Consider the following 14,328-nt stretch of genomic DNA (forward strand, 5'->3'; position numbering starts at 1 on the left):
CCTCCGGCGGAGGTATTTTTGAACAGAAGAAGAATGGGCGGTTTTTGAGATGAGTTTGACGTCAGATCAGTTGGAATTGCGCGAAGACGACATTCGCAAGCATTACCCGGCGGCGACGGCCCTGTTGAACGGGTTCGAGCACGCGCCGCGGATTGCAAAACCGGTTGAGACGGTCGTTGAGCGATCTTCGGGTGTTTCGACGGGGCGGCGATTCCGATCCACGACTCCGGGTCTGGTGACGCGTCGTACTGCACGCGCTGATGGCGTGCATCTGGTTGAGCGGATCGAGGCCTCGGATGATGGCGATACGCTGGTCTCACCCCCTCAGGCCACGGCGCAGCGGGCCATTCGGCGCGCGATTGCAATCGCTCTGGCCGTGGCCGAGGCTTATGCGGAGCAGACCCCATTGGCCGATCTGAAACGGGCCAATCTGGCCGGAGATCTGCCCGCCGCGCGCAAAACAGAATTCTCGGAATTGCTGACGGCCGAAGCTTTGATCACATCCCATACTTTCGGGAATGCGCTGGCCTACCTGATGTCTTCGCATCTGGGCGAGACCACCGTCGACCTCGGCGAGATCGAAGAGGTCCTGACCGACAATGGTCAACTCGCTCTGCACGGTACCCTGTGGGAGCTGGATCAAGTGTTGGCAAAACACGCCCCCGACGACGCGCATCTGATCGCGGCCACGAGCGCCTATGCTGAAAAACTGATGGACAAGGCCGCCCTGCGCGCGCAGTCGGCGGATCATCTGGCCCCGTTCCAGAACGCCGCGTGGCATATCGAGGCGGATGACCTGACGATCCGGGGGTTCGAGCCCGCCTCCAAGGCCAAATCCACCACCCTGACCATGACGTTCAAGAAACCGAACGAGGTGGTCGGCAACCACATCGCCAAGTATCAGGCGATGAAGCTGGCCAAGATGGTGATGGCCTATGATTTCGACCGCCGCCTGAACCCGTTCGCCGAGCTCGGCGGGTTCATCTTTACTTTCATGGGCGACGGCAAACCGGGCACCGGCAAGACTACTCTGATCCAGATGATGGCCGGGCTGATCAACGATTATTGCCAGAACGCGGGCTATCCGTTCCGCTATCAGAACCTGAGCACCGACAATATCGACAGCTATCAGGGCAAGTCCGGCCAGAACGCCAAGGCGTTTATCAACACGATCATTGACCCCTCGGTCATCGGGTTCGGCACCATCGACGATATCGACCAGCTTGCGGGCAAACGCGGCGACCGGCAGTCGTCAGCTGGGCAACTGGAAATCACCGCCGTGCTGATGGAGAGCTTTGCCGGTGCCAACACCGTCGTGCGCGGCAACTGCACCTTTGGCATGTTTTCGAACTACCCCGAGAATGTGGACGACGCCCTGCGTCAGCGTGCGGGGGCGCGGTTTCTGGTGGACGGGCCGCAAACGCGCGAGGATTACATCGACATCCTGCACCTGCTGATGGGCCGCAACCACGACATCCCGTTGGGCGAGCATGAAGCCTTTGCCGCGCAAGAGATCAAAAAGGCCGTCGCCGCCAGCTTCGAAAGCCACTCCCGCCCGCATGAGGACTCCCTGCTGCAGGTCTTTGACCGGGTCTCCGACGATATCGGCCAGATGGACACGATTGCCAAGCTGGGCACCTACCTCAAGGCGATCCAACAGGCGGATGAGCGGTTCACCGGCCGCGCGATCAAGAACATCACCGACGCGGTCAAGGTCCGCGCGATGGATTTCGAACTGCCCGACGAGTGGATGGAAAACCCCGACCTGTTCCTGTTCCGCGACTACGACACCAAGAAGGCCATGATCGAGGACCTGCGCCAGCCGATCACTGTGGAAATGGTGATGCAGGAAATCAACCGCTACGCCGACAGCGAGTTCCGCTATGCCGACAAGAGCGACGAGGTCGCCATCGAAAATGCGGTGCGCGAAATGAGCAGGATGGAAGAAGCCAAGCGGCGGTATTTGGAGGGGAAGGGATAGTGCTCGTCTACGCGATTTCCGGCTTTGCGCTTGTATTGGGCCTGATCCTGCCTCTGCGCTGGGGGGTGATCGGATTTCTGGGTGCCGCGGCGGTGCTGTTTCTAACTCAGTTCGGCGTCAATGCGGGCGGCGGGTTTGAGGGCACCTCATGGGAAGAGTCCCTGATCCTGTTTGAGGGCAGCGTTGTGTCTTACCTCGGGTTCAACTTGCAGATCACAGGGCGAGCGTTTGCATTACCATTGTTGGTGTTGGTGTTGGCGGTTGTGGTTGTTGGTCGGTTTGCTAGGAGTTATTGAGTGCTTGATATCCTCTACCTCATTACTTGTGCGCTCCTTGCCTATTCGGGCATCAAGTTTGTCTTATGGGTGATCAGGCGCAGTCTACCCGTACCTTTGGGTGGCTTTATGTGGCTCCGGTTCTTTTTTTGGTGGACCGCTAGTTTAGGCGTCGCGGTTGCAGTGTATTATGGTTTGATTGCCGTATGTGGCTTGGTGATTTTTGACACTTGGGGGTTAAGTGAAAGGCTAGAACCTTCTGTGGTATTGGTTGGCGGCCTCATATTGTCAGCGCCTTATTGGGTTGGACTGGTCAAGGGAATTGACCTGCAAGTCACGCACAGGTGGTCAGAATGATCCGCCTCATCGAAAAAGGCCTGATGTTCGGCAATCTAGTCCACATCTCCAGCCCGGCCTTAGTCGAGCGGTATAACCGCGCACTGCAGCATCTGGCGGGCAAGACCACGACTTTGACGGATTTCCATGTCGATATCTCGGGCTATTCCCCCGAGGTGGGGATTGAGCTGGAGGACGAGCTCTACCTCAACCCCAACGGGGTCAACCGGCAGTTCATCCTGCTGACGACCGAGCAGAAACGCGCGCCTCTGCTGAATGTCAAATTCTCGACCTCGCGCGATATTCTGCGCGAATTTATCGAGATGAACGAGGCGCAGCTATTCGCCCTGACCGCCACCGATGCGGTGGCCGGAGAACTGGTGAACTCTGTCTTCAAACTCAGCACCCCAGCCGATCTGCTGAACCTGCGTAAGATCGAGATCGAGGCCGATACCGCGGGTGGGACTCTGCGTAAGGCGACGCAGTTGGCAGGGATGGTTGAACAATTCAAAACCGAAGATGACGCCTGGTTCGATGATGTGCTGATCGCTAAAATGATCGAGACAGCCAAGGAGACCGGCGACGTCACCCGAAACCCCGTTCATCTGCGCCACACTGCATTCGAGCAGCCGAATTTCTGGACTGCACATTTTGGCGGTCTTTTTCTGTTTCCGGATCTGGACCACCCTGCCGCGATTTGCATGGGTGACAGACCAGACGACCTGCCATTGAAGTTTGTGTTCGAAAAATTTCAGACCAACCAGATTGCCAAGTTTCTGAACTACAACAGTCTGGTCGAGAGTATTATTGAGGCGCGCGGCGTGGATTCCTCGGCCATCCTGCAACAAAAGATGGATTTCCTGACAATTGCCGCCTCGGCTGACGCGGGTGTCGATCTGACCGGGCTGGATCGTAGCGATATGCGTCGGCTTGCAAGGACCCACGCGGATCAGTTGCCCGAAGCCTATCACGGGCTTGCCCAATTGCTGCGCTGGGCGACCGATGGTGGGCCTTGGCCGCGCATCACCTCGGACCACCCGGCCTATTTCTATACGCTTCGCGCGGCGGATACGCCAAACCGTGATCTGGTCAACATGCTGTTGGCAGAGCTGGCCCCGCTGGACCCGCGCCAGCTGTTCATTTGCCATAAAGAGCTGTTCTACAGCACCTACAAAACCTGGCCCGAGACCAAGAAAGCCTATGTTGCCGACTTCCTCGCGCGTGAGTATCAGGTGGACAAGGCAGGTGCGCGTGCCGCCCTTTTCGGTCATGAACCGGATATGAGCGGGGATGTCAGGGGCCTCGATGACCTTGTTGCGCGTGTCGGTCCCTGGGGTGCAATTGGGAGAGGTTGAATGTTTGTTGCCCTGCGTTTTCTGATCCCTTTGCTGATCGTCCTGACGGTGATCTATGTCGTTGTGTCGCTCTATTCTCGCTGGGTGCGGCGCGGTAAGCTCATCGCGCATTGGGAGAAAAAGGGACTGTCGGGGGATCGCGATGCTTTTCTGGAACGAGGGATGCGGCAATACGACAAGTCTTTTCGAAAGAAACTGCTGCTGGGCATCTATGTCATCCCCATCGGGGCGATTGTCCTGCTGATCTATATAACAAATTTCAAATGAGGGCCGGATAGATGGTCTATGTCAAATGGGCGTTCATAGTCGTTTTCTGGGGGCTTGTGGCCTCGGTGTTGGAATACACTCTGCCACAGCAGGACGTCGTAAGGATCGTGAAAACCGAGGTGCGTCGGGTCGATTTCGGTGAAAACTCGATCTTCTGGGCGCAGCAGGATACCGGACAGGAGGGCGCGCAGACCGTCAACCGGGATGTGCGTTTTGTCGAAACCTTCCGCCCCAATGGGAAGCCGCGTGTTTATCGCAACGAGGACACCGGTTGGGGCTGGCCGCCCTATTTCAAGCTGGACAGCTCAAACCTGCAGGCAGAGTTGACCAACCTGGTCTCAACCGCTGCCGATCCGCAATGGGTGGTTTTGCGCCACTATGGCTGGCGCAATCAGCTTATGTCCATTTTCCCCAACGCAGTTTCGGTGCGACCTGTCGACAGTCCTGATGTTCGTTTGATCCCCTGGTTCAACATCATTTTCCTGACGGTTTTCTTTGCCATTCTGTGGGCGATCTGGGTCCGGTGGCGGCGCTTCCGGCAGCGCCGCATCGACCCGATGCTTGAGAATGTGGAAGACGGTTTCTATGCCGCCGGTGATGCAATTGAAGAAAAGAGCGGCCGGATCAAACAATGGCTGGACAGCTGGAAGTCAAAGTAATGACTGGGTTTACCCGATCCCTTCGCCATATCCGCAAGGGGTAGCTAGCGTACGACGAATTCCGCATGCAACGCTCCAGCGGCCTTGATTGTCTTTAGGATGTCAATCATGTCCCGAGGTGACACACCAAGGGCGTTCAGCCCTGCCACAACTTCGGACAGGGTGGTCGCTTCTGGAATTTCGGCAAGCCCTGTTCCATCCTCTTCTTCAATACCTGCAAGAGTTCTGGGGACCACAACGGTTTCACCTTGCGCGAATGGGTTGGGTTGGACCGCAATCGGGGCCTCTTCGACCGTCAGCGTGAGATTGCCCTGTGATACCGCGACCCGCGAGATGCGGACATCCTGACCCATGACGATGGTGCCCGATCTTTGATCGACCACAACACGAGCTTTGCTTTCCGGTTCGACCAGGATGTTCTCGATCCGGCCAATCGCATGTGCGGTCGAAGCTGTTTGCGTCGCAGCAATGTTCAGTTCGACAGTTCCGGCGTCTCGCATGATGGCCACGGCGCGGTTGAATTCGGTATTGATTGCGGATTCGATGCGACCCGCTGTCGTGAAATCGGGTTCGCGGAGCGCCAGCCTCATTTGCGTCAGATCAGAGAGTTCAAATCCGACCTCTCGTTCGACACGCGCCCCAGACGGGATAACGCCCGAGGTCGGAACACCGCGCACAACCGACGCGGCTTCGCCTTCGGCTGCTGCGCCACCAGCCAGAACAGTGCCTTGGGCCACCGCATAGATCTGACCATCCGCCGCGTTCAAGGGCGTCATGATCAGCGTGCCACCAAGCAACCCTTTGGAGTCCCCGATGGCCGAGACCGTAACGTCAATCTGCCCGCCCACGCGCGCAAAGGGGGGCAAGCTTGCAGTGACCAAAACGGCGGCCACGTTCTTGGGGCGAAAATCCTCTCCGTTCACGTTGACGCCCAGTCGTTCGAGGATATTGGACATGATTTCTTCGGTAAACGGAGAATTACGTAGGCCATCGCCCGTGCCATTCAGGCCAACCACAAGGCCATAGCCAACAAGGTCATTTCCGCGGACCCCGTCGAAATCGACCAGGTCCTTCAGTCGAATGGAGCCGGCGCTTGCCATGCAGGGCAGCAATACAAGCAGTATAAAAATCAGCTTCATCTCAGGAAATTCACCAGGGAAAGGTTCGCGTTGCGAACGGTTACTGAATACAAGCTCTCCAACTGAAACTGAACCGTCTGCAATCGCGCTGCCGTTTCGTAAGGGTCTGCGGCGATCAATGCACTACGAGCAAACTCTTTGCTGGTCCTTTCGGCGGCATTTCTGGTCGCAGCATGCTCTACCCTGGCCTCGGCCGCACCAATATCGGCGCGAATGTTCACGACCTTGTCTTTGGATCTGGCCAGATCGAGACCAAGATCGGTGAACAGGGCCGTACGCTGCACGGTAGGTAGCCCAATCGTGGCATCCGTTGCCAAAGCAGCGACCGCAACGTCCCTGATGGCATCTTTGAGCGCCGGGTCAATTGCCTTGACTGGCACGTCAATGTGTTCGTTTTCCGAAATCTGCATTGGGGCCAGGGAATTGGACGATCCCTGATAGATTACTGCGTCAAACCCGGCTGGATTGTTAAACCAGTTTTCAGCGGCCAACCTTATGTCCGCAGCGGTGACCTGGCCTGTCAGTTGTGTCCGTAATGCGCTCAGCAAAGTATCCGCCGAGGCAAGCGGCGAAACATCCGTGGCTGTACCAGAGTATAAACTGCGCCCCCCGGCACGTGTATTCAGCGCAGAGATCATCGAATCCAGTTGGTTTTGAGCGTGAACCGATGCATGTTCATGCGTCACCGCCTGATTTGAAGTTCCGAATGACAAAAGGCTGGATGAGATTTCTGTGACGGCGTCGGAAAACGTCGTCATGCTTGCCTGCATTGCATCAGTGAACAGGCGCGCCTCGGCCGTTGCAACGGAAAACGCGTTGAGGCGTTCTAGGCCCCGGTCCAGGTCCAGAAGGTGCGAATAATCCCCGCCCAATTGGCCCGAGATATCCTGAACCTGACCGGACGACATCTCATGCGACAGGGTTTCGATTTGCGATTTTATCTCGGTGCTTCGGCTGCGCAATGTCAGCCCGCGGGCCAGATCGCCAATAGAGGTAAGTGTCATGTTCAGAGCCTCAGAAGAGTGTCCATCAGTTCGTCGACCACTGCGACGAGGCGTGCATTTGCGGCGTAGGATTGTTCAATCCGCATCAGGTTTTGCAGCTCTGTGTCGCTGTCAACGCCCTGTTCAGCCACGATTTTCTGCATCTCAAGCTGCGCGGTTGCCGCAAAGGCCAGCCGCTCGCTTGCCACATGGGCGTCTGAACCGGCTTTGGATTGCATGGCTTCGAACAATTCACTTGCCCTTAGATCGCCGGTGCCAAAGATCGAACCGGCGACGGGGCGCGCCAGTGTCATTATGGCTCCGAACGCCCGCAATTGGCTTGCGTCGCCCGGCGCTCCAGGACTGGCAGCGCCAAGTCCGGCGCGCAATCGCCAGCTATCACCGCCTTGATCCGGATCCACGACGGCGTTCACCGATATGCGTGAGGCAAGGCCCGACGGTGCCAACGGATCAAAGCGAACCCCGTCATCGGTGAACACGCCTGGATCGGCCGCAGTTACCGTCGGATCCAAACCAGGCGTCTCAAATCGTTCGATCAAGTCCCGGGCAAGGACGTCCAGGTTTTCTTGCGCTTCGACAGTAAGTTCATCGCGTATTTGAAACTGGGCAACCAGAGCACCGCCCCTAATCTGCGCGAAATCGCCATCGACCCGCACGGGCTGTCCGTTGACGGACAGACCGGAAAGCAGCCCATTGGCAACGGTCATATGCGGCTTCGTGTCGCCTGTGGTCGAAAACTGAAACTCGACCGCCGTACCCTCCAGCAAGATCAAACCGCCGTCCGAATAGAGCGAAACCTGATCATTGTCGCGGGCCACAACGTTTACAGGAACCAAGGCGTTGAGTTCATCGATCAAAACCGCGCGCCGGTCCTGCAGAGCGCCAATGTCACCCCCAGAATTTCGGATGGCCGGTATCTTAGCGTTCAGCGCTTCTATGTCTTTCAAGGTTTGATTCAGCGTTTCCACTTGCTTGCCAATTGTTCGATCCGCATCAGATCGCATCTGGCGCACACCCTCGGATGCGGCATTCAGGCCGTCGCTGAGCGCACCGGCAGCACGGGCGACCTGATCAAGGCGCTGCGCCGAGTCGGGCAGGCTGGCTGCCGTGATCAGGCTGCTTTCGAACGCCGCCAGCCGCGCCGAAATTGACGATGGGTCATCTGCCGTGCCCACCAGCTTTTCAAGCCCGACGTGAAACTCTGCAATAGTATTTGCCATTGATTGCTCGGCATCGGCCTCGCGCCGGTTGGCCATCAAAACCGGGTCCTGATGACGGGTGACACCGACAACGCGTACGCCGTTTCCGGAAATTTGACTGGTTGCCAATTCAACCGATCTTCGGGCGTAGCCGGGCGTCAACGCGTTGGCGATGTTTCCCGAAACAACAGCTGCACCTCTGCTGGCCGCGCTCAGGCCGCCCAGTGCGTTGTTCAGGGCTGTCGACATGTTCATGACAAAGCTCCTTGCCTTTGGTCACCAGTGGGATCAGCGTTTGATATTGGTGGTTTCCTGCAACATTTCGTCGACCGTCTGGATGACCTTGGCACTGGATGAGTAGGCGCGCTGGGTCTGGATCATCGATGTCAGTTCCGTTGCGACATCCGTGGTCGATTCTTCGCGCGCGAATGAGATCAACTCACCCGTCGGGCCTTCGCCTGCGTTCCAAAGGAAGAAAGTTCCGCTTTCCCGTGACGGTGCGTAGGTCTGGCTGTCCAGTGCGGTCAACCCATTTGGATTGGGCACATCGGCCAACGGAATCTGAAACATGCGGCGGCTGACACCGGTATCGTAGAAGGCGTAGACATAGCCGTTCTCGTCCACTTGCACGCTGGTCATTGTTCCCACGGCCGAGCCATCGCGGGTGATCGACACTGGGGCAAACGTGTCAGACAACTGCGTGATCCCGTCCGAGTCTCCGATCATGCCGATATTGATCTCCATCGGTCCGCCCGCGACGTTCACGACGACACTGCCGGTTACCGGATCGTACGCGCCGCCGGAAATCGCCGCGACGCTTGCCAGGGTTCCCCCAGCAGTGCGGTTGTTGGTGAAGGTTAGAGTATATTCGCCGATCACCGCCCCACCCGAGGCCGAATCGCGCAGCGTCATCGTCCAGGTATTGCTTGAGCCTGTCGCTGGCACGGTCGGAACCAGTTCGATATCAACGCTCTCGGATTTTCCTAGGTTATCGAAATACTCGACCGACAGAGGTTGCGTGTTCCCTGGTGCCCCGGCGTCGGTGGCCGTTGCGGGCAGATTCATGCGCAGGTTCATCTGCGTGGTGGGCGCCCCGGACAATTGGTTGACGCTGAGTTGAATCGGCTCCAGCGCGGCGGGTGTATCCCGAGGAACAGCGGGAATTGAACCGTCGGGGTTGGCCCGCCAACCCAGCAACACGAGGCCAGATTCAGTTACCAGGTACCCTTCTTCATTGGTGCGGAAAGATCCCGTGGTTGCAAGCAGCATTTCGTTCGATCCACCTGCAATTTGCGAGCTGGGACGAACCGGCAGCATCCCGCGCCCGCGCACGGCCAGATCGGTTGAATTGCTGGTGGTCACCAGCGAACCGCGCTGGTCAATCAACCGTTGACTGGTGGTACGAACGCCCCCAGCGGAATAACTGCCGCCCTGGCCTGCGGTGACCATCGAATGAAAATCAGTTTCGACCCGCTTGTAGCCGAAGGTCGATGAATTCGCGATATTGTCTGAAATCGTGGCAAGCCTGTTGGCATTGGCCTTCAACGAGGCCACGCCCGCATTCAGCGAAGAAGAAATGGTCATTGGCACGCCCTTCTGTTGCGTCAATCCTTGATGCAACAGCTAACGCACGCGGCCTTAACAGCAGGCTAACATGTAAAATGCAGTCCATAGTTTTTGTCTCAGGGATTGCGCAGGAAAACGATCTCGATCCGGTTGTTCCGCACAGCCATTGGGTTTTTGACAGCCAATTCTCGATCTGCGTGCCCGGTGATGCGGTCAAGGCGCTGGGCGGGTACACCCCTGTCCTGAAGCATCTGCCGAACAGTCTGCGCGCGGGTTGTGGAAACACCCCAGACCGGGTTTTTGGCCAAAACCACTGGCGATGCACGCACATGACCTTCGACGGACATCGCGTTTGTCACGATATCGGACGAGCGCGCAACCAGAAGAACAAGTGCCTGCATCATCGGCGTTGGCTTGTCCGTTCCCTGCTCAAACAGTGGCTGATCTTCCGTGTCGAACAGCTCGACCACCAGGCCTTTGTCGGTCACCCGCGTGACGATGTGCTTGAGCACTTTGTCGGACACCATGCTCTCACCCGTGCGGCCCAAAAGCTGTGCTTCGAGGGACGAAAAATCCTCGAACGCGCCTTTGCCGCCGCCTTTTGCATCAACCCCGGTGGAACCACGCGCCTGTTTGGCGTCGGTAGGACGGCGGTTGCTCGCGCCCGAGCCATCCATCACCATGGTCTTTTCCGAAAACATGTTATCGCCGCCAAAGGCCCCGTCGCCGCCACCCGAAACTGGGTTCACAGGAATCGTCGGCGAGAAATAATCTGCCAGCCCCTTACGTTGTTTTTCCGTCGTTGCATTCAGCAGCCACATCAACATGAAGAACGCCATCATGGCCGTGACAAAGTCAGCATACGCGACCTTCCACGCCCCACCGTGATGACCATCGCCACCCGACACACGTTTCTTCTTGATGATGATTGGCGCCGCATTGGATTGCGCACCCATCTCCACCACCTTTTCTATCACCCAATAACAGGGGTAGCCGGGCAGGTCTTAAAGTGGGTTTAACACCTAAAACTGTCTCGATTTCCTTAGCGCGGAAGGTTCGACCCCGCGCGCCGCAGGATCAGCTGCAGGTGGTTGAAGCTGTTCTTGATGCCATCCGGCTCGGGCTTGGCAAAGAATGTGTCCAAGTCGTCATGCACGCGTACGGCTTGATCAAGCAACGGGTCCGAGCCCTCGGAATAAAGCCCCGCTTTGATCATCACCTCAGATTGCTCATAGCTGCCGACCAGTTTGCGGGTTTCTGAAATCATCTGGTTTTCGTCCGATGTCGCGGCGCCTGGCAGGCTGCGCGAGACCGAGCGGCTGAGGTCAATGGCCGGGAACCGCCCACGTTCGGCAATCTCGCGGCTCAGGACAATGTGGCCGTCTAGCACGCCGCGCAGAATGTCGGCGACGGGTTCGTCCATATCCGAACCGGCGACAAGAACGCTGAACACTGCCGTGATATCCCCCTGTTCTGCCGTGCCGGGTCCAGCGCGTTCGCACAACCCGGCAATCAGTGGCGTGACGGAAGGCGGGAAACCCCGCAAGGAAGGGGCCTCACCCATGGCCACGGCGATTTCTCGGTGCGCCTCGGCAAAGCGGGTCACCGAATCGGCCAGAAACAGGACATTCAGCCCCTGGTCGCGCAGATATTCGGCCACCGCCATCGCCGACCAGGCGCAGCGCCGACGCGCCAGCGCCGACTGATCCGAGGTCGCCGCCACAACGACCGAGCGCTTCATCCCCTCGGCGCCAACTGCGTGTTCGACAAATTCATTCACCTCGCGCCCGCGTTCGCCGATCAATGCAACCACCACCGCGTCCGCCTGCATCGATCTGGCCAGCGTCGCCAACAAGGTCGACTTGCCCACGCCAGACCCCGCGAATAACCCGATCCGCTGCCCTTGCACCACAGGCAGCATGGTGTTGAGCATGGCCAGTCCGGTCTCCATCCGCGCGCCCAGTGGTTTACGGGCCACGGCGGGGGGCGGGGCCTGCATAATGTCACGTTCCTCAGCGCCCGATAGCAGAGGTTTTCCGTCCAGCGGTGTGCCGAACGGATCGACGACACGCCCCAACCAATGCATCCCTGGCGCAAAGGCGGGGGTCTGATCCAGAAACACCCTGTCACCTAGGCAAACACCATCGGGCGCGGCGCTGGGCATCATGTGAACCACGTCCGATTCGACATGCAGCACCTCTCCGGCCAGATCAGGACCGCTGCGCCGCCTCAGGGTCAGGTGGTCGCCGATGCGGGCCTGCCCCTCTAGCCCTTGAATTTCTATGACCCCCCGCCCCACGCTGGACACGCGGCCCATGTGGCGCATGGCGGAAAGCCGGTCGAATTCGCATTTCAGAAGCATCGGGTCGAGATCGGACATTGTGGATTCTCCAACAGGTTCGCTGAAACGCTTTCTAAAGGAATCGGGGTTAAGCCTTGATTGAAATTGATCGAGGGAGAAGCCCCGATGTTCACAGACCTGAACGTCTTTAAGACAGCGTACGCAATGGCAACCCATGCCGGACAACGGCAGGCGGTGATTGCGCGCAACATGGCCAATGCGGATACGCCGGGCTACCAGCCGCGTGATCTTGAGGCCTTTCAAACCGCATTCGAGAAGTCCGGCCATCAAGCCGACATGACCGCCACGCGGGCGGGGCATCTGAACGGTGCCTCGGTGGCCGTGCCATGGGCAGAGCACGAGGCCGCGCCCTCGGGCGATCCCAATGGCAACGGCGTGTCCATCGAGGAAGAGATGTTGAAAGCGGTCGAGGTCAAACGTCAGCATGACCGCGCTCTGGCGATCTACAAGTCTTCCATCGGCATCCTGCGCACCTCTTTGGGTCGCGCATAAGGAGGACGTGGTATGAGCGATTTTTCCCATTCTCTGACAGCATCCGCCAGCGCTTTGCGTGCGCAAGCGGCGCGATTGCGGCATGTGTCCGAGAATATCTCGAACGCCGACACACCAGGTTATCGCCGCAAGACCGTGCCTTTTGAATCCGTCGAAAACGGCGGCAAGGAAATGGTACAAGCCGGGCGGGTCAAGCTGGATCAGCGCGCGCTGTCGCGGATCTATGACCCCGGCCATCCGATGGCGGATGACACCGGTCACTATCGCGGTTCCAACGTCGATCTGATGATCGAGATTGCCGACGCCCGCGAGGCGCAGCGCAGCTACGAAGCCAACCTCAAAATGTTCGACCAGACACGTCAGATGTCGTCGAGCCTGATGGACCTCCTCAGAAAATAAAGGACACCAGAATGGATATCCGAGCCCTCAATGCCGCACAGAATTATGCCGGCGCCCGCCCCGCCACTCAGGCCGATCCCGACCACACCGGAATGGCGCAAGGGTTGCGATCCGGTTTTCAGGACTTTGCGGCAACGCTGAAACAGTCTGAGCAAATGTCTGAGGCCTCCATGACCGGCCAGGCCGACCCGCACGCGCTGGTTCAGGCGCTGGCGCAAACCGAACTGGCCGTGGAAACTGCCGTCATCGTGCGCAATAAAGTGGTCGAGGCCTATCAGGAAATCCTGCGGATGCCGGTCTGACGCGATGCTGAGCGAAGGTCTGTTTTATGACATCGTGCGTCAGGCGCTTTGGGTCGCGGTGATCACCTCGGTCCCGATCCTGGCGGTGGCGCTGGTATCGGGCCTCGTGGTTGGCCTGTTCCAGGCGCTGACCTCGGTGCAGGAGATGACACTGACCTTCGTGCCCAAGCTGATCGCCATTGTCGCCGTGTTTTGGATTTCCATGGGTTTCATGACCCAGACGCTTGTGACGTTCTTTACCTCAACCCTCATCCCGCTGATCGCCGGAGGTCGCTGATGGATACCGCCTACACCACCTTGTCCCGCCAGTCGGGGCTGATGAATGAAATGCGGCTGGTGGCGAACAATATCGCCAACGCCAACACGACCGGATACCGCGCGCAGGGCTTGGTATTTTCCGAGTTTGTGCGCGACATGCCGGGCAATCCGTCCCTGTCGATGGCACGGGCCGAGGTGCGCAATACCTCGTTGCAACAGGGGGTCCTGACCGAGACCGGAGGGCAGTTTGACTTTGCCATCGAAGGCGACGGTTTCTTCATGGTCGAAACGCCGGGTGGCAATCGCCTGTCTCGCGCCGGAGCGTTTTCCCCCAATGCCGATGGTGATCTGGTGACTATGGATGGGCACCGCGTGTTGGACAGCACCGGCGCGCCGGTGTTTGTTCCGCCTGATGCAGCGTCCATCGATGTGGGCGGTGATGGTACACTTAGCGTCGAGGGCCAATTTTTGGGGCAGATCGGTGTCTACAGCGTGGCTGATCCCAAGTCCCTTGTGCGCGAGGGTAGTAATCTCTTCAGGGCCGACGCCGAGGTTGTACCGGTCGAAACACCCGTGGTGCTCAATCATTTCCTCGAAGGCTCGAACGTCAACGCGATCGAACAGGTGACACGGCTGGTCGAAATCCAGCGCGCCTATGAGCTGGGCCAGAGCTTTCTGGAAACCGAAGATGAGCGGGTGCGCGGCGCGCTCAAGGCGCTGATGCGCTGACTTTG

At 58.4% G+C, this 14,328-nt stretch carries 17 protein-coding genes; 11 read left to right on the forward strand and 6 right to left on the reverse strand.

The window, feature by feature from the left end; genetic code table 11:
• Positions 1-49 precede the first annotated feature (49 nt).
• Genes ACR0CR_RS08940 through ACR0CR_RS08965 form a run of 6 tightly spaced genes read left to right on the forward strand, consistent with a single transcriptional unit; the run spans position 50 to position 4,873 of the window.
• A complete protein-coding gene (locus tag ACR0CR_RS08940; protein WP_480598281.1) occupies positions 50-1,981 on the forward strand; it encodes an AAA family ATPase in 1,932 nt (643 codons plus the stop codon).
• A complete protein-coding gene (locus ACR0CR_RS08945; RefSeq protein ID WP_480598282.1) occupies positions 1,981-2,277 on the forward strand; it encodes a hypothetical protein in 297 nt (98 codons plus the stop codon). The genes ACR0CR_RS08940 and ACR0CR_RS08945 overlap by 1 nt, the downstream gene beginning before the upstream one ends.
• The gene (locus ACR0CR_RS08950) at positions 2,278-2,613 is read left to right on the forward strand and encodes a hypothetical protein (RefSeq protein ID WP_480598283.1); all 336 of its coding nucleotides are present in this window, start codon (positions 2,278-2,280) and stop codon (positions 2,611-2,613) included.
• Positions 2,610-3,947 (forward strand): DUF6638 family protein, encoded by a 1,338-nt coding sequence (locus tag ACR0CR_RS08955; protein ID WP_480598284.1) that lies wholly within the window; start codon positions 2,610-2,612, stop codon positions 3,945-3,947. Before ACR0CR_RS08950 ends, ACR0CR_RS08955 begins: the two co-directional genes overlap by 4 nt.
• Positions 3,948-4,214 (forward strand): hypothetical protein, encoded by a 267-nt coding sequence (locus ACR0CR_RS08960; protein WP_480598285.1) that lies wholly within the window; start codon positions 3,948-3,950, stop codon positions 4,212-4,214.
• An 11-nt stretch (positions 4,215-4,225) separates the two neighbouring features.
• Positions 4,226-4,873 (forward strand): DUF1523 family protein, encoded by a 648-nt coding sequence (locus ACR0CR_RS08965; protein ID WP_480598286.1) that lies wholly within the window; start codon positions 4,226-4,228, stop codon positions 4,871-4,873.
• Positions 4,874-4,917: 44 nt separating this feature from the next.
• Here ACR0CR_RS08965 and ACR0CR_RS08970 read toward each other — a convergent pair whose 3' ends face one another.
• The 6 genes from ACR0CR_RS08970 to ACR0CR_RS08995 all read right to left on the reverse strand — a co-directional run bounded on the left by ACR0CR_RS08970 (position 4,918) and on the right by ACR0CR_RS08995 (position 12,161).
• The gene (locus ACR0CR_RS08970; protein ID WP_480598287.1) at positions 4,918-6,012 is read right to left on the reverse strand and encodes a flagellar basal body P-ring protein FlgI; all 1,095 of its coding nucleotides are present in this window, start codon (positions 6,010-6,012) and stop codon (positions 4,918-4,920) included.
• Positions 6,009-7,016: a flagellin gene (locus tag ACR0CR_RS08975; protein ID WP_480598288.1), complete on the reverse strand. Its 1,008-nt coding sequence runs from the start codon at positions 7,014-7,016 to the stop codon at positions 6,009-6,011. Before ACR0CR_RS08975 ends, ACR0CR_RS08970 begins: the two co-directional genes overlap by 4 nt.
• A gap of 2 nt (positions 7,017-7,018) precedes the next feature.
• The gene (gene flgK / locus ACR0CR_RS08980; protein ID WP_480598289.1) at positions 7,019-8,470 is read right to left on the reverse strand and encodes a flagellar hook-associated protein FlgK; all 1,452 of its coding nucleotides are present in this window, start codon (positions 8,468-8,470) and stop codon (positions 7,019-7,021) included.
• Between the two features lie 33 nt (positions 8,471-8,503).
• A complete protein-coding gene (locus ACR0CR_RS08985) occupies positions 8,504-9,799 on the reverse strand; it encodes a flagellar hook protein FlgE (RefSeq protein ID WP_480598290.1) in 1,296 nt (431 codons plus the stop codon).
• Between the two features lie 98 nt (positions 9,800-9,897).
• The gene (locus ACR0CR_RS08990) at positions 9,898-10,737 is read right to left on the reverse strand and encodes a flagellar motor protein MotB (protein WP_480598291.1); all 840 of its coding nucleotides are present in this window, start codon (positions 10,735-10,737) and stop codon (positions 9,898-9,900) included.
• Positions 10,738-10,823: 86 nt separating this feature from the next.
• Complete coding sequence (locus tag ACR0CR_RS08995) at positions 10,824-12,161, reverse strand: FliI/YscN family ATPase (protein ID WP_480598292.1); 1,338 nt, start codon at positions 12,159-12,161, stop codon at positions 10,824-10,826.
• Between the two features lie 87 nt (positions 12,162-12,248).
• On the opposite strand from ACR0CR_RS08995, the gene ACR0CR_RS09000 reads away from it, so the two are divergent.
• The 5 genes from ACR0CR_RS09000 to ACR0CR_RS09020 are packed head-to-tail and all read left to right on the forward strand — an operon-like array spanning position 12,249 to position 14,323.
• A complete protein-coding gene (locus ACR0CR_RS09000; protein WP_480598293.1) occupies positions 12,249-12,635 on the forward strand; it encodes a FlgB family protein in 387 nt (128 codons plus the stop codon).
• A 12-nt stretch (positions 12,636-12,647) separates the two neighbouring features.
• Positions 12,648-13,034: a flagellar basal body rod protein FlgC gene (gene flgC / locus ACR0CR_RS09005; protein WP_480598294.1), complete on the forward strand. Its 387-nt coding sequence runs from the start codon at positions 12,648-12,650 to the stop codon at positions 13,032-13,034.
• Positions 13,035-13,045: 11 nt separating this feature from the next.
• Complete coding sequence (gene fliE / locus ACR0CR_RS09010; protein WP_480598295.1) at positions 13,046-13,336, forward strand: flagellar hook-basal body complex protein FliE; 291 nt, start codon at positions 13,046-13,048, stop codon at positions 13,334-13,336.
• Positions 13,337-13,340: 4 nt separating this feature from the next.
• Positions 13,341-13,613: a flagellar biosynthetic protein FliQ gene (locus ACR0CR_RS09015; RefSeq protein ID WP_480598296.1), complete on the forward strand. Its 273-nt coding sequence runs from the start codon at positions 13,341-13,343 to the stop codon at positions 13,611-13,613.
• Complete coding sequence (locus tag ACR0CR_RS09020) at positions 13,613-14,323, forward strand: flagellar hook-basal body complex protein (protein WP_480598297.1); 711 nt, start codon at positions 13,613-13,615, stop codon at positions 14,321-14,323. Before ACR0CR_RS09015 ends, ACR0CR_RS09020 begins: the two co-directional genes overlap by 1 nt.
• Positions 14,324-14,328: the final 5 nt, after the last annotated feature.

The organism is Ruegeria sp. AM2, assembly GCF_056540685.1.